General features: G+C 64.1%; 23 protein-coding genes. 12 read left to right on the plus strand and 11 right to left on the minus strand.

Going from position 1 to position 23,373, the window contains the following annotated elements:
* Positions 1 to 205 precede the first annotated feature (205 nt).
* The 3 genes from IVB22_RS03035 (at position 206) to IVB22_RS03045 (ending at position 2,437) form a co-directional block, all read left to right on the plus strand.
* Positions 206 to 1,234 carry a hypothetical protein gene (locus IVB22_RS03035; protein ID WP_247515822.1) on the plus strand — a complete coding sequence of 343 codons (1,029 nt, stop codon included), beginning with the start codon at positions 206 to 208 and terminating at the stop codon, positions 1,232 to 1,234.
* A 104-nt stretch (positions 1,235 to 1,338) separates the two neighbouring features.
* Entirely contained in the window at positions 1,339 to 1,944 is a 606-nt protein-coding gene (locus tag IVB22_RS03040; protein ID WP_247515823.1) for a TetR/AcrR family transcriptional regulator, read from the plus strand.
* A complete protein-coding gene (locus tag IVB22_RS03045) occupies positions 1,913 to 2,437 on the plus strand; it encodes a PaaI family thioesterase (RefSeq protein ID WP_247515824.1) in 525 nt (174 codons plus the stop codon). The genes IVB22_RS03040 and IVB22_RS03045 overlap by 32 nt, the downstream gene beginning before the upstream one ends.
* A 6-nt stretch (positions 2,438 to 2,443) precedes the next feature.
* On the opposite strand, the gene rplI is transcribed toward IVB22_RS03045, so the two are convergent.
* The 4 genes from rplI to rpsF form a co-directional block, all read right to left on the minus strand.
* Positions 2,444 to 3,043, minus strand: coding sequence for a 50S ribosomal protein L9 (gene rplI, locus IVB22_RS03050; protein ID WP_247515825.1), 600 nt, complete (start codon positions 3,041 to 3,043; stop codon positions 2,444 to 2,446).
* Positions 3,044 to 3,095: 52 nt separating this feature from the next.
* Positions 3,096 to 4,067 (minus strand): hypothetical protein, encoded by a 972-nt coding sequence (locus IVB22_RS03055; protein ID WP_247515826.1) that lies wholly within the window; start codon positions 4,065 to 4,067, stop codon positions 3,096 to 3,098.
* Positions 4,068 to 4,191: 124 nt separating this feature from the next.
* Entirely contained in the window at positions 4,192 to 4,431 is a 240-nt protein-coding gene (gene rpsR, locus IVB22_RS03060; RefSeq protein ID WP_002711478.1) for a 30S ribosomal protein S18, read from the minus strand.
* 5 nt (positions 4,432 to 4,436) lie between these two features.
* Positions 4,437 to 4,913, minus strand: a complete 477-nt coding sequence (gene rpsF / locus IVB22_RS03065; RefSeq protein ID WP_247515827.1) for a 30S ribosomal protein S6 — start codon at positions 4,911 to 4,913, stop codon at positions 4,437 to 4,439.
* Positions 4,914 to 5,254: 341 nt separating this feature from the next.
* Here rpsF and IVB22_RS03070 point away from each other — a divergent pair, with 341 nt between their 5' ends.
* The 9 genes from IVB22_RS03070 (at position 5,255) to gmk (ending at position 13,800) form a co-directional block, all read left to right on the plus strand.
* The gene (locus IVB22_RS03070) at positions 5,255 to 5,974 is read left to right on the plus strand and encodes a TetR/AcrR family transcriptional regulator C-terminal domain-containing protein (RefSeq protein WP_247515828.1); all 720 of its coding nucleotides are present in this window, start codon (positions 5,255 to 5,257) and stop codon (positions 5,972 to 5,974) included.
* Entirely contained in the window at positions 5,971 to 6,996 is a 1,026-nt protein-coding gene (locus IVB22_RS03075) for a fatty acid desaturase family protein (RefSeq protein WP_247515829.1), read from the plus strand. The genes IVB22_RS03070 and IVB22_RS03075 overlap by 4 nt, the downstream gene beginning before the upstream one ends.
* Before the next feature lie 105 nt (positions 6,997 to 7,101).
* On the plus strand, positions 7,102 to 8,055 hold the full coding sequence (gene fabD / locus IVB22_RS03080; RefSeq protein ID WP_247515830.1) for an ACP S-malonyltransferase: 954 nt from the start codon (positions 7,102 to 7,104) through the stop codon (positions 8,053 to 8,055).
* Positions 8,056 to 8,076: 21 nt separating this feature from the next.
* Complete coding sequence (gene fabG / locus IVB22_RS03085) at positions 8,077 to 8,814, plus strand: 3-oxoacyl-[acyl-carrier-protein] reductase (protein ID WP_247515831.1); 738 nt, start codon at positions 8,077 to 8,079, stop codon at positions 8,812 to 8,814.
* Positions 8,815 to 9,118: 304 nt separating this feature from the next.
* A complete protein-coding gene (locus tag IVB22_RS03090) occupies positions 9,119 to 9,358 on the plus strand; it encodes an acyl carrier protein (RefSeq protein WP_008969609.1) in 240 nt (79 codons plus the stop codon).
* A gap of 97 nt (positions 9,359 to 9,455) precedes the next feature.
* A complete protein-coding gene (fabF, locus tag IVB22_RS03095; RefSeq protein WP_247515832.1) occupies positions 9,456 to 10,721 on the plus strand; it encodes a beta-ketoacyl-ACP synthase II in 1,266 nt (421 codons plus the stop codon).
* Between the two features lie 126 nt (positions 10,722 to 10,847).
* Positions 10,848 to 12,128 carry an endolytic transglycosylase MltG gene (gene mltG / locus IVB22_RS03100; protein ID WP_247515833.1) on the plus strand — a complete coding sequence of 427 codons (1,281 nt, stop codon included), beginning with the start codon at positions 10,848 to 10,850 and terminating at the stop codon, positions 12,126 to 12,128.
* A 127-nt stretch (positions 12,129 to 12,255) separates the two neighbouring features.
* Positions 12,256 to 13,143: a YicC/YloC family endoribonuclease gene (locus IVB22_RS03105; protein ID WP_247515834.1), complete on the plus strand. Its 888-nt coding sequence runs from the start codon at positions 12,256 to 12,258 to the stop codon at positions 13,141 to 13,143.
* A gap of 3 nt (positions 13,144 to 13,146) precedes the next feature.
* Positions 13,147 to 13,800, plus strand: coding sequence for a guanylate kinase (gmk, locus tag IVB22_RS03110; RefSeq protein WP_247515835.1), 654 nt, complete (start codon positions 13,147 to 13,149; stop codon positions 13,798 to 13,800).
* Between the two features lie 18 nt (positions 13,801 to 13,818).
* Here the strand turns inward: gmk and IVB22_RS03115 are convergent, their stop codons facing one another.
* The 7 genes from IVB22_RS03115 to IVB22_RS03145 all read right to left on the minus strand — a co-directional run bounded on the left by IVB22_RS03115 (position 13,819) and on the right by IVB22_RS03145 (position 23,284).
* Positions 13,819 to 14,928: a hypothetical protein gene (locus IVB22_RS03115; RefSeq protein ID WP_247515836.1), complete on the minus strand. Its 1,110-nt coding sequence runs from the start codon at positions 14,926 to 14,928 to the stop codon at positions 13,819 to 13,821.
* Between the two features lie 186 nt (positions 14,929 to 15,114).
* Positions 15,115 to 15,630, minus strand: coding sequence for a hypothetical protein (locus IVB22_RS03120; RefSeq protein ID WP_247515837.1), 516 nt, complete (start codon positions 15,628 to 15,630; stop codon positions 15,115 to 15,117).
* 43 nt (positions 15,631 to 15,673) lie between these two features.
* Complete coding sequence (locus IVB22_RS03125; RefSeq protein WP_247515838.1) at positions 15,674 to 16,174, minus strand: hypothetical protein; 501 nt, start codon at positions 16,172 to 16,174, stop codon at positions 15,674 to 15,676.
* A gap of 33 nt (positions 16,175 to 16,207) precedes the next feature.
* Entirely contained in the window at positions 16,208 to 17,566 is a 1,359-nt protein-coding gene (locus IVB22_RS03130; RefSeq protein ID WP_247515839.1) for a caspase family protein, read from the minus strand.
* Between the two features lie 764 nt (positions 17,567 to 18,330).
* A complete protein-coding gene (locus IVB22_RS03135; protein WP_247515840.1) occupies positions 18,331 to 21,489 on the minus strand; it encodes an efflux RND transporter permease subunit in 3,159 nt (1,052 codons plus the stop codon).
* Positions 21,486 to 22,880, minus strand: coding sequence for an efflux RND transporter periplasmic adaptor subunit (locus IVB22_RS03140; RefSeq protein WP_247515841.1), 1,395 nt, complete (start codon positions 22,878 to 22,880; stop codon positions 21,486 to 21,488). The genes IVB22_RS03135 and IVB22_RS03140 overlap by 4 nt, the downstream gene beginning before the upstream one ends.
* Entirely contained in the window at positions 22,877 to 23,284 is a 408-nt protein-coding gene (locus IVB22_RS03145) for a FixH family protein (RefSeq protein ID WP_247515842.1), read from the minus strand. The genes IVB22_RS03140 and IVB22_RS03145 overlap by 4 nt, the downstream gene beginning before the upstream one ends.
* Positions 23,285 to 23,373 lie beyond the last annotated feature (89 nt).

The following is a 23,373-nucleotide window of genomic DNA, read 5'->3' on the forward strand; positions in this document are numbered from 1 at the left end:
TCCAAGGATGGATCAATAAAATCATAAGTACGATGATGCCGTGGCGCTAGTGTGTTGGAGTCAAAGCGGATGTTCACAAATGTCACACTCACGCAGATGCGTACTGAGCGCGCTTCCATTCGCGTCATAATGGGCTAAAAGGTGACCCCGCCGCTGGCTACGTTGTGCGACGCCGCAGCGATTCGACGTCTGGAGAAGTTAGGGAATGTTGAGCCGAGCGCTCAGTATAGCGACGGTGACGCTCCTGATCGGCTGCCTCACAGCAGGCGTGGTGTGGGCGGTGGAAAATCTCGACGCCGGCAAGAGTCCCTCCCAGATATTCTCGAACACCTGCAGCGCCTGCCACAAGAGCCCGCGCGGCCTGTTGAAGAACACGTCGACTTCGTCGTTGCCGGGGTTTCTGCGCCAGCACTATACGACCGGCACCGACATGGCCTCGTTGCTTTCTTCCTATCTGATATCCAACGGGGCTGCCGACCCGCGGTATCAGAGCAAGGATCAGCCGAAGAAGAAGGACGCCAAGCAGGACGGCAGGCCGGATCAGCCCGACCGGCTCGGTCGCCGGCAGCCACCGGCTGCACCTGCGCGGGACGCTTCCCGGCCGGACGCCGACGGAGCACCACCGCAAGGCGAGGGCGCGCGTCCGGGCCGAGACGCGAAGCGGTTCGCACGTCCGCAAGCGGCGCCCGATGCCGCCAAGCCTGCAGATGGACAGGCCCCGGTGCAGGCCGCGACCGACAGCAAATCGGGCGTCAGGCAGAAGCAGGGCAGACGTGGCAAGCCCGCCGCCGAAGAACCGCCGAAAACCGAGCAGGCAGCCCCTGGCGATGCCGCGAAGGAAGAAGATGCGTCGCGGGATGCCGCCAAGGCTGAAACTGCCGCGACCGATCCCGCCAAGACCGATGCGATCAAGACCGACGCGATCAAGGGCGAGGGCGACAAGCCGGCCAGCGAGGCAACGAAGCCCGTAGGCGAAACAGAAAAGCCGGCACGCGAGGGCGGACCCGAGACCGCCAAGGTCGATGCTCCCAAGGAGAACGTCGGCAGCGAGCCTAACCCGCTCCGGTCTGATCCGGTGTCGCCGGTCACCGCGGCGCCGCCAGCTTCCGCAGCGACCGCGCCTGAGCCGGCCCCAGATTCTCCCGCAGCCGCGTCTCCACCGGTAACGGCTACGACGCCCGCACCGCCGCCGGCAACACCCGCCGGCCCGCCCGTTCCGCCCATCTCGCGCTAGAATTTTCAGATTGCCGGATGCCCGTCGATGCTGTGATGTCGCTTGACCAGTTCTAGAGCATAGCTCTAGAGTAATAATCCAACGGTCTCGAAAGACGGACGCGGATGACCACTGCACGCGAGGATCTGCTGGCGGCGGGATTGGCGGTATTCGACCGCGACGGTTTCGAGGGAGCCACCGTGGCCGCCATCAGAACCCGCGCGCAGGCGTCCAATGGCAGCTTCTTCCATTTCTTCGGATCGAAGAAGGAGCTGGCCGGCACGCTGTTCCTGGAAATTCTCGCCCGTTACCACGCCGCCGTCATCGCGGCGGTCGATGAATCCTGCAGCGCGCGGGAAGGCGTGGCGCGGCTGATCCGGGCGCATCTCGAATGGGTCGTCAAATCCAGGCGCGAGGCGCGCTATCTGTTCGAAATCTCCCGCAGTGAATGGACCGAGGAGATCCGGGGCGCGCAGCGCGCACAGAATTCGCGCCTTGCTGAAGCCGTCGAGCGATGGCGCGTGCCGTTGGTTGAGCGCGGCGAATTGCTGCCGATGACGTCGTCACTGTTCTTCAGCCAGATTATCGGACCGGCGCAAATTTTTTGCCGCGCATGGCTGTCGGGCCGCGATCGCGCCGATCCAAGAGCGCAGGCCGACATCCTGATCGCCTGTGCCATTCGCGCGGTGGTCGCGCCCGATGCGATCCACCAACCGGGAGAAACCGTATAATGCGAATAACGATCCCGACTTCGCGCCGATCGCGACCCGTATCCGCGACAATGTCGGGCGCCAAGGCTTCATGACCCATATCGGGGCGGAGCTGTCCGAGCTGACGCGCGGCACGTGCACGCTTGCGGTCGACCGCCGGCCGGAACTGTTACAGCAGCACGGCCTGTTCCACGGCGGCGTCACCGCCTTCCTGGTCGACAATGCCACCACCATTGCGGCCGCGACATCGCGGGGGCAGTCGGCGCTGACGGCGGAATACAAATTGAACCTGCTGTCGCCGGCTGCAGGCGAGCGCCTGATCTGCCGGGCGCGCGTGATCAAGCCCGGACGTCAGGTCGCCGTGGTTGCGGCCGACGTGTTCTGCGTGACCGACGGTGTCGAGAAGCACACTGCGACTGCGCTAGCGTCGATTGCCATGCTCGACGAGAAGCGGCTGCCAGAATCCCAAGCCCGGCCTGAGGGGCCGGGCTTGAAACTCATCACAGCGCGATAGGACGCGTTACTTCTCGGTCGCAGCGGGCGCCGGCGCCTCGTCGTCGTGCTGGGCTTCCGGATCGAAGAACTCGCCGGCTGCGGCGAGCGCCTCGGCGGCGGCGTCCTGGTCTTCCTGACGGGTCGAGATGTCCTCGCCGCGGTTGATGCGCTCGGCTTCGTCGGCGCTGCGCGCCACGGTGACGCTGACGCTGACTTCGACTTCCGGATGCACGGCGATGGCGATCTCGTGCTTGCCGATGGTCTTGATCGGCGCATCCAGCAGAACCTGGCTGCGGCTGATGATGACGCCGTCGGCCTCGAAGGAAGCGATGATGTCGCGCACGCTTACCGAGCCGAACAGCTGACCGGTTTCGGAAGCTTGGCGCAGCACGATCACGTTGCGGCCGTTGATCTTCTCCGCGACCTTGGTCGCTTCGCCCTTGGCCTTGAGGTTGTTGGCCTCGAGCTCGGCCTTCATGCCGTCGAACTTGGCGCGGTTGTCGGCGGTGGCGCGCAGCGCCTTGCCGCGCTTGAGCAGAAAGTTGCGGGCAAACCCGTCCTTGACGCGGACGACTTCGCCCATCTGACCGAGTTTGGCGACGCGTTCCAGCAAGATGACTTCCATTTTCGTTCTCCTTTGAGTGTTCGGTATGCGGTTGAAGTGAATGGTTGCAGTTTCAGGACGCCGGCAAGGGCGGCGGCTTGCCGCGCAAATAGCGTTGGCGAATGCCAAAGACCGCATCCGCAAGGCCGAGCGCGATCATCGCCAGCACCGGCCAGCCAAACGCGACAACAATCGCGTAAATGCAGCAGAGCCAGAAGGCCCGGCTCTTGAGCGCCAGCGTCAGCGTGTGCAGCACGGCAAAGCCGGTGAGGCCGTAGGCCATCATCAGCGCGGTCGTCGCGATTTGTGCGAACATCGCGGCGAGCCCGCCGATAAAGCAAAAAGCCAGCGCGACCGACAGCGCCACCAGCGTCATCGGCGGCAATTCCGCGCTCTTCAGATCGGGCCATGGCCGGTGCAGCCGGCCGGACGTCGCCGTGATCTTGCCGGCGAGCCAGAGGTTGAGCGTCAACGTCATCATGGCGACGATCGTTGCGGCCGCCGGCGCGACGATGGCAAGCGCTGCGACCCAGCGTTCGATATCGGCCGACGACGCCGAATCGCGCGCCCCCAGAATTCGCAACAGCCCGCGGCGCAGCGAGTTGGTGATGGTCTCGGCATCGGTGCCAAGCGTCAGCATGGCCGCAATCGTGGCCAATGCGGCAAAGCCTGCGATCCAGAGCAGGATGCGGCCGACCGGATACCATTCGAGCTGCGGCGCGGCCGGTGCCGAACCATTTCCGGCGGCTGCACCGGGCAGCGGCCGTCCCAGCAGCGAGAGGTGGCCGAGCCACCAGGCGGGCAGCGCAACGGTGATGGCAAAGGCGATGCAATAGGGCAGGCCGAAGATCGCGCCAAGACCGGAAGCGGCGACAATGCCGCCGACCGTCGCTGCGATCGGTCCCCATCCCAGGGCCGCCACCATCAGCGGCAGCGGCGCCAGATAGAACAGCAGCAATGAGATCAGCGCGCCCGAGATGATCGAGGCGAACATCAGCGCCGACGCGCAGCCGGCTGCAAGACCAATGAGGACAATCGCGATCATCAGCTGTCCCGCTCCTTTCGAGCGGTTAGAGGTCGTCTTGACCCCAACCATCGGCGACCGGACGACCCGGAAGCCTTATGAAGAATTGCAACCGGCGGCGCGGACGCCGCCGGTCGAAGAGGTCTTAGCGAATAACGTAGGGCAGCAGGCCGAGGAAACGCGAGCGCTTGATGGCGCGCGCGAGCTCACGCTGCTTCTTGGCGGAGACGGCCGTGATGCGGCTCGGCACGATCTTGCCGCGCTCCGACACGTAACGCATCAACAGCTTGGAATCCTTGTAGTCGATCTTCGGCGCATTCGGACCCGTGAACGGGCAGGTCTTGCGGCGACGGAAAAACGGACGGCGTGCACCAGCTTCAGCCATGATTCTTACTCCTCTTCCGTCGCTTCAACAGCGGCGTCTTCGCGCGGACGGCGCGGGCCGCGGTCGCCGCGGAAGCCACCGCCTTCACGATCGCCACGGAAGCCGCCTTCGCGGTCACCGCGGAAGCCGCCGCCGCGATCGTCGCGCTCACGGTCACGATCGGCCTTGCGCATCATGGCCGAGGGACCTTCCTCGTGCTCTTCGACGCGGACGGTAAGGTAACGGATGACGTCTTCAGAGATCCGCTCCTGGCGCTCGATCTCGGTGACCGCAGCGGAAGGCGCATCGATGTTCATCAGCACGAAGTGCGCTTTGCGATTCTTGTTCATGCGGTAGGTGAGCGAACGCACGCCCCAGTTCTCGGTCTTGGTGATCTTGCCGCCGAGCCCTTCGACGATGCCCGTCATCTGGGTGGTCAGCTCTTCGACCTGCTGCGTGCTCGCATCCTGACGCGCGAGAAAAACATGCTCATAAAGAGGCATGGGTGTCCTTTCCTAGAGTTGGCGCGGTTCCCGGCGGCAAGCCCTTCGAGGCCTTCGGAAAGGACTCGGGATAAGCTCAGAAGGCGGAAGCACGGGACGACGGGCCGACTGGCCCTGCCACATCAACATCGCCAAAAAGGTGAGATTGCTGAGACCGTCCGTTCAGCTCCCGGCCGGGATCCACGGATGGCGCGGTTTATAAGGATTTTCAGCGCGCTGGCAAGGCTTCTTGCGGGGGCTTGAAAGGGTTCCTGACCTCACCACAGGCAGGGGCGGGAGCCAACGCGTCAATTGACTTATTTGTTTGTACGTCATACAAACAATGGATAAGAGGGCGAAAAATGGCTCCGAAGTCCGTCCAGACAGCACCCGAAACGCCGGCCGGCGATCCCAAGCACGCCGCCCGTGCGACGCGTTCGGCCGGGCGCCAGATGCGCTCGCGCCTGCTCGACGTCGCCAGCCGGCTGTTCAAGGAGCGGGGTCTTGCCGGCACCTCGATCTCGGACATCGCAGCGGCTGCGGACGCGTTTCCGAGCCAGATCACCTATTACTTCCGCACCAAGGAAGCGCTGTTCGTCGAAGCTGCCTGCCGCGACGTACTGTATTTGGCGCGCGCGGCCGAGCAGGCCGCGTTGCAGGCCCACACGCCGCGGGAATACACCCGCGCCCTGGTCGAGACCGTCACGGCGGCGGATTCGGTCGCCTTCTTTACCGAAGCGCTCACGCTCACCCGCCGCCGCCCGGATCTCGCGCCGCTGGTGGAGCGCACCATCGAGCGGCTGCACGGCGAGGGCATGCGCGCCTATGCCGGCCAGATTGAGCGACACCGCTGGAAAACCTTGCGTGATCCGGACGCCAGCTCGCGCCGGTTCTGGGCGCTTGCGATCGGCGTGATGGTCGAGGGCCATGCCATGGGCCGTTCGGCTGAAGAAATGAGCGGCGAGATGCTGCGCGTGCTGGGCGATCAGGCGACGACAAGGACCGAAGACGACAGTACCCGACTGCGTCTGGTCGGCGACCGCGACGCTTCGGATTCACCCGACGGGGAGAGATCATCATGACCGCGCTACGCATGCGTGCTCGCGACTTCCTGAGCGATGACCAACTGATCGCCGTGCGCCAGCGCGTAACGTGGAAGGGGATAGCCCTGATCGCGCATGCGTGGGCGCTGATATTGGGATCGATCGCGCTGGTCGCCTGGTGGCCCAACCCGCTGACCCTTCTGCTGGCGGTGGGCATCATCGGCTCGCGCCAGCTCGGGCTTGCGATCCTGATGCATGACGGCGCGCATGGTTGCCTGTCGGCGGACGAGAAGGTCAACCTGACGCTGAGCCAGTGGTTCTGCGCCTATCCGATCTTCGCCGAGACCCGCGCCTATCGCCGCTATCACCTGCAGCACCATGCGCGCACGCAGCAGGAAGACGATCCGGATCTGGTGTTGTCCGCGCCGTTTCCGATCACGGGGATGAGCTACCGCCGCAAGTTCGTACGCGATATCACCGGACAGACCGGCTACCAGCAGCGCAAGGCGCAATTGCTAAATGCACTTGGACCTAAGGAATGGCCGCTCGTGCAGCGCGCTGCGCATTTTTGGGAGAAGCTCGGTCCGCAGTGTGCCGTCAACGCCGTGCTGTTTGCAGGCCTTGCGGCTGCCGGCGTGTGGTGGGCCTATCCGCTGTTATGGCTTTTGCCGTTGCTCACCTGGCAGATGGTCATCACCCGCATCCGCAACATTGCCGAGCATGCGGTGGTCCCGGATTCGAGCGATCCCTTGCGCAATACAAGAACGACGCACGCGAACTTCCTGGAGCGGCTGTTTATCGCGCCGTATTACGTAAACTATCACCTCGAGCATCATCTGTTGTTCTACGTGCCCTGCTACAACCTGCCGCGCGTCCACCGCATTCTCTCTGAAAGCCGGTATGCGGAGCGGATGGAGGTGCAGCCCAATTACGCCGCCGTGCTGCGGCTCGCGACTGCCAGGCCGGACCACGAGGACCGGCCGGGGAAACTCGTGAGTAGCGGGCGCCGCGCGCGGGCCGGCGCTGATGTAGGCGGCGATCAGGCGGCGGGCGGGTTCTAGTGCCCAGATCAAGGTTCAAGCCGGGGCGGCGGCGATTCCGCACCGCGGCTTGACATCCCGGCCTTGGTCAGTGTCTTACGGCCCCATTCGAATGAGGGAGCGCCGATGACGGCTGCATTTACGTTTCCGGGACAGGGTTCCCAGGCGGTCGGCATGGGCAAGGCCTTGGCGGAGGCCTTTCCGGCCGCGCGGGCGATATTCGACGAGGTCGATTCGGCGCTCGGCGAGAAGCTGACCGCCATCATCTGGGATGGCCCGGCCGAAACCCTCCAGCTCACCGAAAATGCCCAGCCGGCCCTGATGGCGGTCTCGATCGCCACGCTGCGTGTACTGGAGACCGAGGCGGGCTTTTCCGTCGGGCGGGATGCGGCCTTCGTCGCCGGCCATTCGCTCGGCGAATATTCCGCGCTGGCCGCAGCCGGCAGCCTCAGCATCAGCGATACCGCGCGCCTGCTGCGTACCCGCGGCCTTGCGATGCAAAAGGCCGTGCCGGTCGGCGCTGGCGCCATGGCCGCATTGCTCGGGCTCGATTATGAGGCCGCGATGGCGGTTGCCAGCGAAGCCGCGCAGGGGCAGGTTTGCCAGGCCGCCAACGACAATGGCGGCGGGCAGGTGGTGGTGTCCGGCGACAAGGCCGCCGTCGAGCGCGCGCTCGAAATCGCCAAGGCCAAGGGCGCCAAGCGTGCAATGCTGCTGCCAGTGTCCGCGCCGTTCCATTGCAAGCTGATGCAGCCCGCGGCCGATGCCATGGCGGAGGCGCTGGCTGGTGTGACGATCAAGACGCCGGCCTCGCCGCTGGTGTCGAACGTGCTGGCTGCGCCGATCACCGATCCCGACGAGATTCGCCGCCGCCTGATCGAGCAGGTCACAGGCACCGTGCGCTGGCGCGAGTCGGTAGCTTACATGGCAGGTCATGGCGTCACGCGGTTCTTCGAAATCGGCGCCGGCAAGGTGCTGAGCGGGCTGGTCAAGCGCATCGCCGACGGCGCGGTCGGCGTGTCGATCGGAGGACCCAACGATATTGCGACGGCCAAGGACGCATTGGCGGCTTCGGCCTAAAGCTCCCGGAAGGAGACATTGATGTTCGATTTGACGGGCAGGACGGCGCTGGTGACCGGCGCGACCGGCGGCATTGGCGGGGCGATCGCGCAGGCGTTGCATGCGCAGGGCGCGACGGTGGCTATTTCCGGTACGCGCCGCGAGGTGCTGGATTCGTTTGCCGGCAAGCTGGGCGATCGCGTCCACGTGCTGCCGTGCAATCTCTCCGACAGTGCGGAAGTCGAGGCGCTGGTGCCGGCGGCTGAAGCCGCGATGGGGCAGGTCGACATCCTGATCGCCAATGCCGGCATCACGCGTGACAACCTTTTCGTACAGTTGCGTGACGAGGATTGGGACGACGTCATCCAGGTCAATCTGACAGCGACCTTCCGTCTCGCCCGCGCCGCAACAAAACTGATGATGCGCAAGCGCTTCGGCCGGATCATTGCCATCACCTCGATCGTCGGTGTGACTGGCAACCCCGGCCAGGCCAACTACACCGCGTCGAAGGCCGGAATCATCGGCCTGATCAAGACGCTGGGTGCGGAATACGCCAAGCGCAACGTGACCGCCAATTGCATTGCGCCGGGCTTTATCAAGACGCCGATGACCGACGCGCTCAACGACAAGCAGCGCGAGGCCATCCTGACCAAGGTTCCTGCGGCGCGGCTCGGGACGCCGGAGGACATCGCCGCGGCGGCCGTCTATCTCGCCTCGAACGAGGCGGCCTACGTCACCGGCCAGACGATTCACGTCAACGGCGGAATGGCCATGTTTTGAGCCAGTTATTGCCCCGATCGACGCGGCCAAAGGCCGTTTCCCGGGGCGGTTGAGGCTTGTAGTCAAGGCTTGGGAAGTATGATAACCGAACCCCCGACGGATGGGCAAACAAGGCCATTGCAGGATTTTGAAACCCTGTATATTGGCGTGGCGACGCCTGCCGTTCGCCGGGGCTTTGTCGGCTACCACCGGGCCGAATCAAGACTATGCGCGATAGCGAAGGAAGTTTAACGACCACGATAGCTCGTAGCGTATTTGAAGCGTCTTGGGGTCGGGTCCATTGGAACAAGCACGAGGTTGAACGATGAGTGAGATTGGCGAGCGGGTTAAGAAGATTGTGGTCGAACACCTCGGTGTTGAACCCGATAAGGTTGTCGACAACGCAAGTTTCATCGACGATCTCGGCGCCGACAGTCTCGACACCGTCGAGCTTGTGATGGCATTTGAAGAAGAGTTCGGTTGCGAAATCCCCGATGACGCCGCCGAGACGATTTTGACCGTCGGCGACGCCACGAAGTTTCTTGAGAAGAACGCGAAAAGCTGACGTCCCGGGCGGGTAGAGACAGAGCCGGACGGGCCGTTGTCGAACGGTCCCCCGGTTTCTTGTTTTGGGCCGCTGGTTTCGGGCTGGAGTTTTTGACATGAGGCGGGTTGTCGTCACGGGGCTGGGCATGGTTACGCCGCTCGGCTGCGGCGTTGACACAACGTGGACGCGTATCCTCAACGGCCAGAGCGGCGCCAGGAAGATCGATACATTCGAAGTCGCCGATCTTGCGAGCCGGATCGCTTGCGTGATTCCGCGCGGCGACGGCAGTGATGGCACGTTCAATCCCGATCAGTGGATGGAGCCGAAAGAACAGCGCAAGGTCGACGATTTCATCATCTTTGCGATGGCTGCCGCGCGCCAGGCGCTCGACGACGCCGACTGGCATCCCTCGACCGAAGAAGACAAATGCGCCACCGGCACTCTGATCGGTTCGGGTATCGGTGGTCTGTCCGGCATCGCTGACACGGCGCTGCTTCTGAAGGAGCGCGGGCCGCGCAGGGTGTCGCCGTTCTTCATCCCGGGGCGTCTGATCAATCTCGCGTCCGGCTATGTCTCGATCGAGCACGGCCTCAAGGGCCCCAACCATTCCGTGGTGACCGCGTGTTCGACCGGCGCGCATGCGATCGGCGATGGAGCGCGCCTGATTGCGCTCGGCGACGCCGACGTCATGGTGGCGGGCGGGACCGAATCGCCGATCTGCCGGCTGGCGATGGCTGGATTCTGCGCGGCGCGCGCGCTCTCGACCGGCTTCAACGAGACGCCGCAAAGGGCTTCGCGGCCCTATGACAAGGATCGCGATGGATTCGTCATGGGCGAGGGCGCCGGCGTCGTCGTGCTCGAGGAATATGAGCACGCGAAAAACCGCGGTGCGCGAATCTATGCCGAAGTGGTGGGCTACGGCCTGTCGGGCGACGCCTATCACATCACCTCGCCGTCGCCGGATGGCGATGGCGGTTTCCGCAGCATGAGCGCGGCGATCAAGCGCGCTGGCATCGCGGTATCCGATATCGACTACATCAACGCGCACGGAACCTCGACGCAGATCGGCGACGAGATCGAACTCGGCGCGGTGGAGCGGCTGCTCGGCAACGCCGCCTCCAAGGTGTCGATGTCGTCGACGAAATCGTCGACCGGGCACCTGCTCGGTGCTGCCGGCGCGATCGAGGCCATTTTCAGTATCCTTGCGATTCGCGATAACGTTGCTCCACCCACCATCAATTTGGAAAATCCGTCTGTGGAAACGGCGATCGATCTGGTGCCGCAGACGGCGCGCAAGCGCGAAATTAACGTCGCGCTGTCGAATTCCTTCGGTTTCGGGGGGACCAATGCCTCCGTGATCGTTCAGCGCGTGGCCGACTAGCAAGTGTTTATAACGACTCCACCGTTTTGCCGTATTCGGCGATGACTTCTACATATGGGCGTATGCTATCGGCTGGGCAGAGGATTGCCGGGCCGCGATTGAACCGACAGGATTCAGGTTGCATCGATGAGTGAGAGGCCGCCCATTTCACCACGGAGCCCGCGCGCTGCGCTGGAGCCCGAGCAGGTGCCGCCGCCGCCGAAGCGGTCGGAGCGCGCCCGCAATCCTTTCGTGGTCGTCGGCAATGCCATCATCACCATCCTGATCATTCTGATGATCGGGGCGGGGACGGTGTATTATTACGGCAGACAGATGCTGGAGACGCCGGGGCCGCTGCGGGAAGACAAGATCGTCAACATTCCCTCGCGCGCTGGCAAGCGCGACATCGCCGATGCGTTGCTGCGTGAGGGCGTGATCAACGTCAATCCCTGGGTATTCATCGGCGGCGTGTTTGCGCTCAAGGCGAGTTCCGACCTCAAGCCGGGCGAATATTCCTTCCAGAAGAATGCCAGCCTGCGCGATGTCATCGCCACCATCGTCGAGGGCAAGGTGGTGCAGCACGCCGTCACTATCCCTGAAGGCCTGACGTCCGAACAGATCGTGGCGCGGCTCACCGACAACGACATCTTCGCTGGGAGCGTGCGGGAAATGCCGCGCGAAGGTACGCTGCTGCCGGAAACCTACAAATTCCCGCGCGGCACCACGCGCGAGCAGGTGATCCACCGCTTGCAACAGAGCCAGAAGCGGGTGCTTGCGGAAATCTGGGAGCGCCGCAATCCGGATGTTCTGGTCAAGTCGCCGGATCAGCTCATCACGCTGGCCTCGATCATCGAGAAGGAAACCGGCCGGGCCGACGAGCGCAGCCGCGTGGCTGCCGTATTCACCAATCGCCTGCGGCAGAGGATCAAGCTGCAGTCTGATCCGACCATCATCTACGGCCTGGTCGGCGGCAAGGGAACGCTGGGCCGGCCGATCAAGCGCTCCGAGATCACGCAGCCTTCGCCGTACAATACCTATGTGATCGAGGGCCTGCCGCCCGGACCGATCGCCAATCCGGGCCGCGCCTCGCTCGAAGCGGCGGCCAACCCGGCGCGCACGCGCGACCTGTTCTTCGTGGCTGACGGGACCGGCGGGCACGCCTTTACCGAGACCTACGACCAGCACCAGAAGAACGTCGCCAAGTTGCGGGCGCTCGAAAAACAGATTCAGAACGACACCGTCGAACCATCAGAGGATGCGCCACCGCCCACGTCGGCAGGAGCACCGGCGGATACCAATCCAACCGCGACTACGCCGCGGCCGGCGGCGCCGAAAAAGCCGCCCGCCCGGCCTGCGGCACCTGCGGCGGCGCCAGGCCGCCAGGGCGCCGCGCAGTCGACCATGACGCCGCCGGTGGTTCAGCGCTGACGCCCCGCCGGTTGAACAGTCGTTCCGGCCACAGCCGGAACGTAATTCCACTTTGGCGGAAATCGGCTTAAGGTCCCGCCGTTCCTTTCGAGTCTCGAAATCCCTGTCTTTCGGAGAGTATTACGCGATGGCGCTATCGAGCATGACCGGTTTTGCCCGGAGCCACGGCGCCAGCGGCCCCTATACGTTGGAGTGGGAACTGAAATCCGTCAACGCCAAGGGATTTGACCTGCGCTTGCGCCTGCCGCCGGGCTGGGACGAACTGGAGGCCTTTGCCAAGAAACGCGCGGGCGAGGTGTTGTCGCGGGGCACGGTCTACGCCAACCTCAGCGTCAAGCGCGCCAACGCGGTCTCCACCGTACGCATCAATGAAGACGTGCTGTCCTCGATCGTGAAGGTTGCAGGCGAGCTCGCCGGCAGGATCGACGCGGTGGCGCCCAGCATCGATGGGCTGCTCGCCATCAAGGGCGTCATCGAAGTCGTCGAACCCGAAAGCGACGAGGCGGAAGACAAGGCGGCCAAGGACGCGGCGGCCGCCGCCTTCGAGCAGGCGCTCGCCCAACTTGTCGAGATGCGCCGCCGCGAGGGCACGACGCTTGGACAGATTCTCAGCCAGCGCATGGATGAAATCGAGCGACTGGCGAAGCGGGCCGAGGCGGCGCCTGGCCGCAAGCCAGAGGCGATCAGGGCGCGCCTGGCCGAACAGGTGGCGGCACTGCTGGAAACTTCCGAACGCTTCGACGCGGACAGGCTCAATCAGGAAGCGATCCTGATCGCGACCAAGGCCGACATCCGCGAAGAGCTCGACCGCATCGCCTCGCACGTCGCGCAGGCCCGTGAGATGATCGGCAAGGGCGGACCGGTCGGGCGGCGGCTCGACTTCCTCGCCCAGGAATTCAACCGCGAGGTCAACACCTGCTGCTCCAAATCGAACGATCTGGAATTGACCCAGACCGGGCTCGAGATGAAGAACGTGGTCGAACAGTTCCGCGAGCAGGTCCAGAACCTGGAGTAACCGATGACGGCTGGAGGTTTCGACGGGGTTGAACGGCGAGGGCTGATGTTCGTGCTGTCGTCGCCTTCGGGCGCGGGCAAGACCACGCTGTCGCGCATGCTGCTCGAGCGCGAGCCGGGTCTGAAGATGTCGGTTTCGGCGACGACGCGCTCGATGCGACCGGGCGAGGTCGAGGGGCGCGACTATTTCTTCGTCGACAAGCGCAGATTCGAGACGATGGTGGAGCAGGGCGAACTGCTCGAATGGGCGACTGTATTCGACAATCTCTACGGTACGCCGCGCGCGCCGGTCGAAGCGGCATTGTCGGCGGGACAGGATGTTTTGTTTGACATCGACTGGCAGGGCACCCAGCAGCTGCATCAGAAGGCAAGCGTCGATGTGGTCCGGGTCTTCATCCTGCCGCCATCGGCCGCCGACCTGGAGAAACGGCTGCACACGCGTGCGCAGGATTCCGACGAGGTGATTCGCGGGCGCATGAGCCGCGCCACCCATGAACTCAGCCACTGGGCGGAATACGACTATATCGTCGTCAACCACAACGTCGATGACGCGTTCGCCGAGGTGCAGTCGATCCTCAAGGCCGAGCGGCTCAAGCGTGAGCGCCGCACCGGCCTGACCGAGTTCGTTCGCAAGCTGCAGCGCCAGCTGGAGAAATAGCCGCCGCTTCCGTTTCGATCAGTTCTGGGCGCTGCGGGCGAGCCGGGACAGCATTTCCGTAACCTGCCGCTCCCGGTCCTGGGGCGCACGCGGCCGTTCTTGCGGCACGTATGGCCGCTCCTGGGGAGCCCGCGGCCGCTCTCGGGGCACGCGCGTTGTCCTTTCCTGGGGCACGCGCGGCTTGTGCACATCCTGGGGCGCGCGCGGATTATGCACGCCTGCGGTACGCCGCAGCCCGGCGTCCTCGTCGTGGAACATCGGCTGTGGCGAACGCCGCTTTGTTTTGGCCGAATCCCACATCGCGCGCCGCTTGCGGCGCATGGCGCGGCGCGCCCGCATGCGGCCGATCCTGACGATCGCGCTTACCGTGAGGCCGGCCAGCGCAAGAGCGGCGGCCATCACCAGCAACAGCTTCTGCAGCGATGCGGTCGGCTTTGCCGTCGCCGCGTCCGCTGCGGCGGGCGCAACCTGATCTACCGCGGGCTGCTGCACTTCCGCGGCCTGTGGCGGCTGGCTTGCGGGTGGGTTGGCGGCGGCAACCTGGAGATCGGTTGGATTGGCAAGAGATCTCGTGGTGGGAGCGTCGTTCCATCGCATCGACGACAGCGGCGCTGGTGCGAGCACATTCGGCATGGCTGCGCGCTGGGTGTTCTGAGCGGCGGGCGCGGGGGCTGCCGCAACCGTTCGCGGCTCGACCTTGGCGGGCGAATTCGGCTCGGCGCGGGGTTGCTGCGAGACCCATTCGGCACGCGCGTCGGCGATCGACTTGCGTGTGATCGTTCGTTGCTGCGCCGGCTCCTCTGCTGCCGAAGCTGGAGCCGGGGCCGCAGCTGGCGCCGGGGCCGAAGCCGGCGGCGCGGCGCGTGCGAACTTGTCATCGGCCTTGTCGCTCTCCTCCCGGAGATACCAGCATTGACGTTTGGTGGTGCGGTCGATGCGATAGTACCAATGGCTGCCTGCGGGGGTCGCGCCCTTTGGCGCGGACAGGCAATTGTCAGCGGCGGGCTGCGTGGCGGCTTCCGCTGTTGAAATTACCTGGGCCCGGAGATCCGTCACGGTGGCCAGATTGGCTCCTGCCACAACACCGGCCAAGAGAGCCGGGACGAATTTCACGGAACGGTTCGACATCAACATCCCCGGCAACGCTACGCAACGCGACGCTTGATGCCCCCAATCTGGTCAGAGACTTGGGTGGCAATGAGCCGCAATTCCGGAAGGGATGGGGTATAATTGGGGCTAGTGCCGCCGCCTCAATTGAGGTCGGCGGATTGCCTGCAAAACAGCTTGTTTTTCTCCTGTTTGGATGCCGTTTTCCTACTGTCTGGAGGCGGTCCAGCGTCCGGTACAGCCGTCGGATCGGACGAACGAACCGGAGCCGCTGCTGGCCGACATGCGGCCGGAACTGGTCCAGCTCACACCGCCGGCGGATCCGTGTCCCCTCGAGGACCCATTTGGGCTGACCTGGCCGGAACTCCATTCCCCCGTGATCCGGCCGCCGGAGATGACAAATCGCTCGGTGGCGCTACCGCAAGGCGTGCCCACGGAAACGGCAACCCAGGCGCCATCGAAATTGCCACCGCCAGCGCCGCCCCCACCGGCGTTTCTTCGCGATGCACGGCGCGGCTCTTCGGCTTCGGGCTTGGCGCGACGCGCCGGCTTGGAAGATTCGACCGCGCGTGGCTTCTCACGTGAACCGGACAGCGATTTTTCGTCGTTGCCGATGCTGCCGCCGGCGCTGCCGGATTGCGCCGCTGCCGCGCCTAATATGGCGACCGAGATCAGGAGCGAGAGGAGGCCAATTCCGATCGAACGTTGCGCCGAGTATTCCATAATGAAATGTTCCAATATTTCCCGCGGCTAACGCGCAACGGCGCTATTGCTTCGATGCCGTCCACGTTCCGGTGCAGCCATCCGATTGCCGGAACGTTCCGCCTCCGCTGCGACCGGAAAGGCGGCCTGTCGTGATGACCGTAATGCCATTGCCGCTGGAGGTGCCGTACACCCGTCCATCGGGGCTGACGGTGCCCCTGGCGGTCTCACCGATAATCTTGCCGCTGGTGACGACGACGGCGTTGCTGCTGGTGCCCGAACAGCTCACGCCGCGCGAGTTGACGAGCCAGGCGCCATCGAAATTGTTGCCGCCGCCTCCGCCGCTCTTGCGCGCCGAGCGACGTGGTTCGTCCGCTTCGGGTTGGCTGCGTCGCGCGGGTTTTGACGATTCGCCTGCGCGCGAACCGGACAGCGATTTTTCATCGTTGCCGATGCTGCCGCCCGCGCTGCCGGATTGCGCATAGGCAAGGACGGAGCCGAACGCCACCGATATCAACATGGCGAGGAGAATGATCGGGATCGAACGTCGGTCGGCATTTTCCATGAGCAGGTGCTTCCAATATCGCGAACATAAATTTTAGCGGCCCGACCCGTCGGCACAGACCGCACCAATAATGCGACAAGATTTGCCAGCCTTGCCGCACTCGTCAAGCGCCGCTTTCCTGGCCTGCTGAACGGTGTCGCGCTGAATCAGTGACCATGACTCGTCCGAGATCGCGAACGCGCCGCATCGCGACCCATAGAAACTCAACTCCATCGGACATTTGTTCGTGCCGCACTTGTTGCGTGCGTCGTCGATCGCCGCCCGGCGCGAAGAGTGATTCCAGGACATTCCCCATTTGTCGCCGTCGGGTCCGTAGACGATCGAGGCCCACGGTTTCAGGTCGTCCATCTTGCGCAGTCGCGTCAGCACGCCTTCGGTGGCCTCGCCATTCGGCGTCATCCTGACCTTGTCCTGAAACTTGGAGATCGCCAGGCGCATGCCGTTCTTGCTGTCCGGCGGTTCGGGATCGTAATTCAACTCGAACAGGCGGTCGCTCAATTCGCGCAGCAGGACGGGATCCTTGATCGGGATGCGGTCGGGATCGGGACGCAGCGTCGAGGCCAGCGGTTGGGGTGGCGCGGCGACGGCGAGCTGTTGGGATGAAGCGACTGGGGCAGGGGCCACGAAATAGAAATTGCCGTCGATCGGGGAGGAGGACACCCAGGGCTGTTGCGACCCGCCGGTCTGGCGCTTCACGGCGAGGCCGACCTGGTTGAAGGTCTGGAAGATGTCGAGCCCGGCCTGCTTGATCGTCGAGGCCAGCGCCTTGGTATAGGGGCTGTGGCCGTCGGTGCCGTCGAGCGCGACATTGCCGGGCTGCGTCGCATAGGAGATCAGCGTGCCCTCCGGCGCGCGCATCTGCGCGAGGCCGCCGTCGGAGGCGCGCAATCCGCGGGCGCCGAACGGGTTGTTCCGGCAGGCATCGAGGATCACCATGTTGAGGCGCGTTCCCGAGCCCTGCATCTGGCGCAGCACGAGGTTGACGTCCACCATCTGGAAATCGACATCGGCCTCGCGCGTCGGGTTGGCGCTGACCGGGACCAGGTAGTTCGCGCCGGAGACCTGCACGCCGTGGCCGGCATAATAGAACAGCGCGACGTCGGCGCCCTGAACCTGGCGGCCGAAATTCTGCACGGCCAGATCCATCGCCGGCTTGTCGAGATCGAGCTGGGCGCGGCCGCCGATCAGGGTGAAGCCGAGAGCACCGAGCGTCTCGGCCATCAGGGCGGCGTCGTTGCGGGGGTTATCGAGCCGGGTCACGTTCTGATAGGCGGAGTTGCCGATGACCAGTGCGACGCGCTTTTCGGCCGCGGCCGGCGCGGCGAGGGTGAGCGCCAGCAATGACGCCAGCGCCGCGATTTTCCAGGTTTTCCCGCCCAAAGCCCCGCGCATCTCTAATAAAGCCCATAATGAAAGACGGCAGATTATCAGTCCGCGCGCTCTGCGAAAAGCGGTACCGCGTCGCAAACAGGGGCTGACAGGGTAGAGCTATGTCGGTACTCCGATGCGCGTATAGTTGTTTTCGATAGATGCGCCGGCGGCTGGATACGACATTGCGATCTCGCGGCGCGAAGCGCCCGAAGTTGTGCATCGACGGTGCCCTCTTGAAAGGGAGGGCGCAGGGAAAGCCGGGTGCCCATGACACCCGCAGTCGTGCGCAAGAATGCACACGGTGGACCGCAGGTGCGCCGGAACACCCGGCTTTCCCTGCGCGATGGTTTTAACGGCTTATGCCGCGCTCTCCTCGGAGACGAATTCCTTTTGCCTCCGTCACCGGCGAATTGGCGGCTCGCATCGCCCGGTTGGGCTTTACGAACCTCCGCCGGCTTGACACCAGCAACGGGTGCCAGGACCACACGGTTTTGCCGTCCGCAGCTTCCTCGTGCCATACGCTTCGACCGGCCCGTATGCTGCCGGAAGAAGTTTCGACCGAGGCGTTTAAGCGCCGTTCGTCTGCGCAGCCAGTGGATCGCTCACGGGATTAACCGCCCTGCGACCACGCGCGCGCCCGACGCTGCCGCGTCCACCGCAACCTGTCCCAACGTTCGTGACGATGGCCAACGCCCCTCTGGCGGGACAGGATAGCGGGGTGGTAGCGCTGATTTGGGGGAGGTGAGAACAGGTTTATTTTTGCGGCGAGGGCTGGATGCGGCAAATCATGTTGATTGGATTGAAGAAATTTGTCCCACCGCGCATCGCTCTGCTGGCCGCAATCGGTAGCCTTTGACCAATGCGAAGATCGCCGGGATCACGATCAGCGTGAGCAGTGTCGAGGAGACCATCCCGCCAATCATCGGCACCGCGATGCGCTGCATGATCTCGGAGCCGGTGCCGCTGCTCCACATGATTGGCAGCAGGCCCGCCATGATCGCAACGACCGTCATCATCTTCGGACGCACGCGTTCTACGGCTCCCTCCATCACCGCGTCATACAGATCATCGCGCGTCAGCGGGGAGCCTTCTCGCTCGCGCCGTGCCGTGATGTTTGCCAGTGCCTGGTTGAGATAGATCAGCATCACGACTCCGGTTTCCGCAGCAACGCCGGCGAGCGCGATGAAGCCGACGGCAACGGCGACGGAAAGGTTGTAGCCCAGCCACCACATCAGCCAGAGGCCGCCGACCAGGGCGAACGGAAGCGAGAGCATGACGAGCATGGTCTCGGCGATCGAACGGAAGTTCAGGTACAACAGCAGGAAGATAATCAGCAGTGTCATCGGAATGACGACCTTCAGCCGCGCCGCCGCACGTTCGAGGTACTCGTACTGACCGCTCCACATCACGTAATAGCCAGGCGGAAATTGGATGCTCGCCTGCACGGCGCGCTGCGCGTCAGCGACGTAGCCGCCGAGGTCGCGGTCGCGGATGTCGACGTAGATGTAAGTCGCCAACTGGCCATTCTCGGTCCGGATCGAGCTCGGCCCGCGGGCCGGGGCGACCTTGGCGACTTCGCCGAGCGGAACGGCACCGCCGGCCGGCATCGGCACCAGCACGTTGTTCGCGATGGCCTGCGGATTATCGCGCAGGTCTCTCGGGTATCGCATGTTGACGGTGAAGCGTTGGCGGCCCTCCACCGTCGTCGTCACCGTTTGCCCGCCCAACGCCGTTGCAATGACATCCTGCACGTCCTGGATCATGATTCCATAACGCGCCAGCGCTTCGCGGTCCGGCGTCACCTCCAGATAGTAGCCGCCGATGCCGCGCTCGGCGTAGGCGGATGACGTCCCGGGCACGGCCTTCAACACTTGCTCGATCTGCCTGGCCAGCTTGTCGATCTCGATCAAGTCAGTCCCGATCACCTTGACCCCGATCGGCGTCCGGATGCCGGTCGACAGCATGTCGATTCGGGCCTTGATCGGCATCGTCCAGGCGTTCGACACGCCCGGAAACTGCAACGCCTTGTCCATCTCGGCGATCAGGCCGTCGAGCGTTATGCCGGGACGCCAGTCCTCTTTGGGTTTGAGGTTGATTACGGTCTCGAACATCTCGGACGGGGCCGGATCGGTCGCCGTCGCCGCGCGGCCCGCCTTGCCGTAGACCGAGACGACTTCCGGAAACGAGCGGATGATCCGATCTTGCGTCTGCATCAATTCGCCGGCCTTGGTAACCGAAATCCCCGGTAGCGTGGTCGGCATGTACAGCAGCGTGCCTTCGTTCAGGTTCGGCATGAACTCGGTACCGAGCTGGCGCGCCGGCCAGATGCTGATTACGAGAACGGCGATAGCGAACACGACGACCAGCATCTTGGCGCGCATCACACCCTTGATCACGGGCCGGTAGATCCAGATCAGGAACCGGTTGATCGGATTGCGGTGCTCGGCAACGATTCGACCGCGGACGAAGATCACCATCAGCGCCGGCACCAGCGTGATCGACAGCAGCGCTGCGGCGGCCATGGCAAAGGTCTTGGTGAAGGCCAGAGGACTGAACAGCCGGCCCTCCTGCGATTCCAGGGTAAAGATCGGCATGAAGGACACGGTGATGATGAGCAGGCTGAAGAAGAGCGCAGGCCCCACCTCGGATGCCGCATCGATCAGCATGTCGATCCGCGACTTTCCGGGCTCGGCCCGTTCGAGATGCTTGTGGGCGTTCTCGATCATGACGATCGCAGCATCCACCATGGCGCCAATCGCGATCGCGATGCCACCAAGGCTCATGATGTTGGAGCCTAATCCGAACAGCTTCATTGCGCCGAACGCCATCAGGATACCGACCGGCAGCATCAGGATGGCAACGAGGGCGCTTCGGACATGCAGCAGGAATACGATGCAGACCAGCGCGACAACAACGCTTTCCTCAAACAGCGTCCGCTTGAGAGTGTCGATGGCTGCATAGATCAGGTTAGAGCGGTCGTAGACCGGCACAATCTCCACCGACTTCGGCAGGCTGCTTGCAATCTCCTTGAAGCGCTTTTTGACGTTTTCGATGACGTCGAGTGCGTTGACACCGAACCGCTGCAGCACGATCCCGCTCGCGACCTCGCCTTCGCCGTTCAATTCGGTGATGCCACGCCGTTCGTCGGGACCGAGTTCGACGCGGGCGACGTCCCGCACCAGTACCGGCGTGCCGTTGTTCGTCTTCAGTACGACGTTGCCGAGGTCGTTGATGCTCTTCAGGTACCCCTTGCCGCGGATCACATATTCGAACTCCGACAATTCAACCGTGCGTCCGCCGACGTCGGCGTTGCTGGCGCGAATTGCATCGCGCAGCTTCTGAATGGTGATGCCAAGATCACGCATCCGCTGCGGGTCGAGGATCACGTTATACTGCCTGACAAATCCGCCGACGCTCGCAATCTCGGCGACGCCTTCGGCCTTGGCGATGGCGAATTTCAAATTCCAGTCCTGAATCGCGCGCGTGTCGGCGAGGTTCAACTCCTTCGACACCACCGCGTACTGGTAGACCCAGCCGACGCCGGTCGCATCGGGGCCGATCGTCGGCGTTACGCCGGCCGGCAACCGCGACGTGGCGCCGTTGAGGAATTCGAGCACGCGCGAGCGGGCCCAGTAGATGTCGGTCCCGTCTTCAAAAATGACGTAGACAAAGGAGACGCCGAAGAAAGAGAAGCCGCGGACGACTTTCGATTTCGGCACGGTTAGCATTGCGGTCGTCAGTGGGTAGGTGACCTGGTCCTCGATCACTTGCGGGGCCTGGCCCGGATACTCCGTGTACACGATGACCTGCGTGTCGGAGAGGTCCGGAATCGCGTCGAGTGGCAGATGGATCAGGGCATAGATGCCGGCCGCGGCGGCAAAGCCGGTGCCGAACAGCACCAGCAGCAGGTTGCGGGCCGACCAGCCGATGAGGCGCGCGATCATTGCCGGGCTCCCTCGGAAAAGCCCTTCAAAGCCGCCTTCAGGTTGCTTTCAGCATCGATCAGGAAGTTTGCAGAGGTAACAACGGCCTCGCCCTCTGCCACGCCGTCGGTAATCTCAGCGAACCCGCCACCGCGACGGCCAAGCTTGACGTCGCGCGGCTCGAAACGACCTTCGCCCTTGTCGACCAGAACGGCTTGACGGCTGCCGCTGTCGAGCACGGCGCTTTCAGGCACCGTGAGCACGGGGCCTGGCGAGCCTGTTTCGATTTCGGCGTCGACATACATCTCGGGCCGCAGCACTTCATCGGGATTGGGCACCTCGATGCGGATACGGGCCGTGCGGGTCTGGGCGTTGAGGTGCGGATAGATCAGCGAAACTGTGCCGGCAAACGTCCGGCCCGGAAGCGCACGCGGCCTGACGATGACTTTCGTTTCGAGTGTCACTTGCGCGAGATCGCGTTCGGCGATGTCGACGAGCACCCAGACGAGCTGATGGTCGGCGATTCTGAACAGCACGTCGCCGGGTCCGGCCCGCATTCCATTCACCGCGTTGCGCTCGAGGATTTCGCCATCCTGCGGGGCGAGCCAGGGAATGGAGAGTGAGATTTCCCGCGTGCGTTCGAGCTCCTTGATAGCCGGCTCCGGTGTAGCGAGGTTCTCCAGCCGGCGGCGCGCGCCCTTCAGCGCCTGGCCGGTCGCGCCTGCGTTGAGGGCCGAGAGATATTCGGCGGCCGCACTGGAAAGCGCAGGACTAAACACGTTCATAAGCGGCTGCCCCTTGTGAACGTGCTGCCCGGTGGTGACGTTCGCGACGCTCTCCACGAAACCCTCGAACCGCAGCGTCACGACCGAGATGCGGCGCTCGTCCTCCTGCACTGTCCCCGGTGCCCGGATCAGCGACTTGATGGGTTGCCGCACGACCGGTTCGGACTTCGCGCCCGTCCGCTGAATCCTGCCGGGCGACAGCTTGACGGACCCGTCGTCGGTGTCCTCGCCTTCGTAAACGGGGATGTAGTCCATCCCCATGGAATCCTTCTTCGGCGTCGGTGAAGTGTCCGGAAGGCCCATCGGATTCCGATAATATTTGATCTTTCGCTCCGATGCCGCCGTCGGTGACGGCCCCTCTGGAGCCTCGGAGTCGAAGCTGACGTCTGCCCCGGCGGGTACGGCTCGATAGTCTCGGCCGTCCGGCGTCTTCCGGGGCGTCAGCGAATAGAACGGCTTGCCGTCGGGGTCCTGGTAATAGATCGGTGTGCCGGCAGGCTCGGCAGCCACCGATACCGACATCGCCATCGGCCCGGCCCCGCGTAGCGCGAGGATGCCGACGAATGCGCCGCCGGCCGCCGCGACAAGCGCGACGGCGGCTGCGCCGCTCAACAAGGTGCGGGTCATTGCTGCGCCGTGATAACGAGCTTGTTTTCGACGGTGCCGGTTTCGCCCTGAACCTTGGCGCCGAGCGAAAGCTGCCAGCGGCCGGCCATGCCGAACGTCGCCTTGAACTTATAGGTTCCGGGTTCAGCGCCCGGCATCGGCAAGACCTTGGTAGCCATCTCCTGCATGCCGTCGGGCGCCATGTCCAGGCGGGTGGCGAAGATGACTGCGTCCGATACGGCCTTTCCCGTTTTCGTGTTCATCAAGCGGACCGTGAAGACCTTGTCTGGACCCGCCTGGACCGTCTGGTCGACCAGTTCGAACTTGTAGTCTTTGATATCAGCGAGAGCTGCCGAATTGAGGCTGCCAATTGCGGCAGCGATCAGCGCCGCCTGTGCGGCGCGCGCGAAATTCAACGTTTTCATTTTCCGACCCTCGATTGTCCTGGCCTGCCGCAAGGGCGGCATGTGTCATCCGCGTGCTCAAGGCGCGCGGCAGCCACGGCGCCTGGGCG

The sequence above is a fragment of the Bradyrhizobium sp. 190 genome (genome assembly GCF_023073415.1).
GTDB lineage: Bacteria > Pseudomonadota > Alphaproteobacteria > Rhizobiales > Xanthobacteraceae > Bradyrhizobium.